Genomic DNA, 2,701 nt, shown 5'->3' with positions numbered 1-2,701 from the left:
CATCAGATCTGGGGACGCGTCGGTGAGGGCTTCACCGAGCAGGCCGGCAGGGTCGACAATATGGGGAGCGGTCATCGTGATGATGCCTTTCGAGTCGAGGTAAGAGACTTCTCGAAGGATCACACGGCGACCGCGTCCACGTCTTCACGACGAGCCGGGCCACCGCGGCTACACCACTATGCGGGACTCAACTTCAACGATCGCATTCCGACCGTTGCCACCCGCGAGGAACCTCGCACCCCCGAACCCACAAAGCGGCGGCCGAAGTTGCGCACCTACGAAGAGGACGAGTGATGAACCAGGCATTCATCGTCACCAAAGAGCACCGACGCTTCACCGAGTTCGCCAACGCTGTGCGAAAGGAGAAGACCATCGGGATCTGTCACGGTGCCGCTGGCGTCGGAAAGACCAACTCTGCGCGCCGCTACGCAAACTGGGACGCCCTCGAGCCCTACATCAACGAATGGGGCCCCAGAGGCGATCACGACGCGAAGCACTACGCCCTCGCGAACCGATCTCGCACCGTCTTCTACACACCCGAAGTCCTCTGCCGACCCAAAGATCTGATGCATGACATCGATCACTGGCAGGTGAAAGTCGGGATCTGCGCCGACGAGCACCTGAGATCCCTCAGCCCGGACGCAGCGACCGCAAAACAGAGTGACGTCACTCGTCTTGTGGAACTGCTCATCATCGACGAGGCCGAGCGACTCACGCCCACCGCCTTGGAACTTCTCCGGGACCAGCATGACCGCACCCACCTGGCGATGATATTGATCGGCATGCCCGGTATCGACGAACGATTCCGCCACTACCCCCAGCTCTACAGCCGGCTCGGCTTCTCCCACCATTACCGTGCCCTCGGCCGCGAAGAGCTCCTTTTCGTCCTCGACCGCCATTGGAAACGACTCGGCAGGACTCTTGACCCTGACGATTTCACCGACGCCCAAGCAATCGCGGCCATCGAACGCATAACCCGAGGCAATTTCCGACTCCTCGAACGGCTCTTCCCGCAGATAAATCGGGTGCTCAAGATCAACCAGCTCGACACCATCACCGATGACGTCGTCGAAGCCGCCGCCAGCATCCTCGTCATCGGCAGCTAGCGCCACGCAGCGATCACAAAACGCCGCCATTTGCCGATCAACTCCACACCTCGTGGCCGTGCGCATCGGGTGTCGCGGTGTCCGTGTGGTCAGTGCGGGACGTATTGTGCGGCTGGCTCATGGCGGCTACGGTATACCCCATGGGGGTATCCGTCAACAGCGTGTCGCCGGTAGCGGCGACCATTGCTCGCCTCGTCCGCTCCTAACCCGCAACAGAACGACAACCCGCAAAGGACCTGCCATGTGCTCCGCCACGTCGAACAACGACCTTGGACTGACCGACAAAGACCACAACTGCAGCTGCGGCACCGGCGCACACGCAAATGCCGAAGCCCCGGCAGGCTCAACCACAGTGCGTGAGCACTATCTGGTCGACGGCATGACCTGCGGCCACTGCGTCTCGAGCGTGACCGAGGAAATCACCGCCATCGATGGCGTGGAAAGCGTAAGCGTCGACCTCAATGCCGGCGGGACGTCTCGCGTCATGGTCGTCAGCTCCCAACCGATCTCCGCAGCTCAGATTGACGCCGCCATTACCGAGGCGGGATATCAGCTCGCGCCCACCTCCTGATGAGCGCCCGTGACATCGTCGGTATTCGTCGTCACCAGAAGCCTCCGGCTGCAGAGGGTCGCAGCTAATCGCGGCACCGCAGATGACGGACTGAACCACCGCTAACGCGCATGATGCTGACAAGCGCAGGCCCCGAAATGAGGGATGAAACAGAGTCAAAAAAGGGGCGTGCGTTACAGTGATCAACTGTTGGTCCGGATAGGAAGGGGTGAGATGCGCTCTGACACACTGCGCACCCTTCGATTCGGTTCGGACGGCGCACGGCGCGTTCTAGTCCTCATGCTTGCCGTAACCGGCATTCTTCTCGGACTTCTCGCGATGCACTCGGTGGATCTGAATCCTCCGAGCGGTTCCTCGGGCGGTCATTCCCACAGTGCCGCAGAGGCACCCCACCCGCCATCAGAAGCACTATTGGTTTCCGGTGTAACTGCCGAGTCTGTCCCCGCTCCGGCACAGGACAGCAGCGATTGCGCAGGGTTATGTGCTGCCGACTGCCTTGCCATAGGGATGGCATGCGCAATGACACTGCTGACCGTAGCGCTCTTCCGAGGGCATCGGGCTGCAGGCGGTTGGATACTCCAGCTGGCCCACCTTGCAGACTTCGCACGCACCATTCCCCGGCGCACCATTCGCCTCGCACCACCCTCTCTTACCGTCTTATCTATCAGCAGAACCTGAAGAAGAGCCCGGTCCATCCCGGACGAGCTACACCCGATGCGACGCACTCGGGCTCTTTCTCACTACTTCTACTGATTGGTACAACAATGACTATCCGCCGCACCTCTTTCGCGATCGCTGGCGTCCTCGCCGCATCGCTCACCCTCGCCGCCTGCACACCGACCAGCAGCGAGACCTCGACGCCGGAAGGCTCGTCCTCGGAGAGCGCAGCAGGCTTCAAGTTGCGTCCCGCATAGTGGTGTAGCGCGGTTGCCGGGTTCGTCGTACTGATGGACATGAAGGCGGCCACCGCGTGATCCTTCGAGGAAACTCTCACATCCCACTCGAAAGGCATCATCACGATGAC

At 61.2% G+C, this 2,701-nt stretch carries 5 protein-coding genes; 4 read left to right on the top strand and 1 reads right to left on the bottom strand.

All coding sequences use genetic code 11. The features are described 5' to 3' along the window. From G5S38_RS15795 to G5S38_RS15985, 4 genes are all read left to right on the top strand, one after another. Positions 1–294: hypothetical protein (locus tag G5S38_RS15795; protein WP_235929127.1), on the top strand; the 294-nt coding region annotated here is incomplete at its 5' end. Further along, positions 294–1,106 carry an AAA family ATPase gene (locus G5S38_RS15380; RefSeq protein ID WP_165070505.1) on the top strand — a complete coding sequence of 271 codons (813 nt, stop codon included), beginning with the start codon at positions 294–296 and terminating at the stop codon, positions 1,104–1,106. The genes G5S38_RS15795 and G5S38_RS15380, both read left to right, overlap by 1 nt. Before the next feature lie 241 nt (positions 1,107–1,347). Next, on the top strand, positions 1,348–1,677 hold the full coding sequence (locus G5S38_RS15375) for a heavy-metal-associated domain-containing protein (protein ID WP_165070503.1): 330 nt from the start codon (positions 1,348–1,350) through the stop codon (positions 1,675–1,677). Between the two features lie 144 nt (positions 1,678–1,821). Next, positions 1,822–2,355, top strand: coding sequence for a DUF6153 family protein (locus G5S38_RS15985; RefSeq protein ID WP_407943857.1), 534 nt, complete (start codon positions 1,822–1,824; stop codon positions 2,353–2,355). On the opposite strand, the gene G5S38_RS15370 is transcribed toward G5S38_RS15985, so the two are convergent. After that, positions 2,342–2,701, bottom strand: a 360-nt coding sequence (locus tag G5S38_RS15370) for a hypothetical protein (RefSeq protein WP_235929126.1), incomplete at its 5' end; no start/stop codon positions are given. The genes G5S38_RS15985 and G5S38_RS15370 overlap by 14 nt on opposite strands.

Source organism: Marisediminicola senii (assembly GCF_011057645.1).
GTDB classification, from domain to species: Bacteria; Actinomycetota; Actinomycetes; order Actinomycetales; family Microbacteriaceae; genus Marisediminicola; species Marisediminicola senii.
The sequence above is the reverse complement of the archived record's forward strand: the minus strand, read 5'-3'. Positions and strand labels throughout refer to the sequence as shown.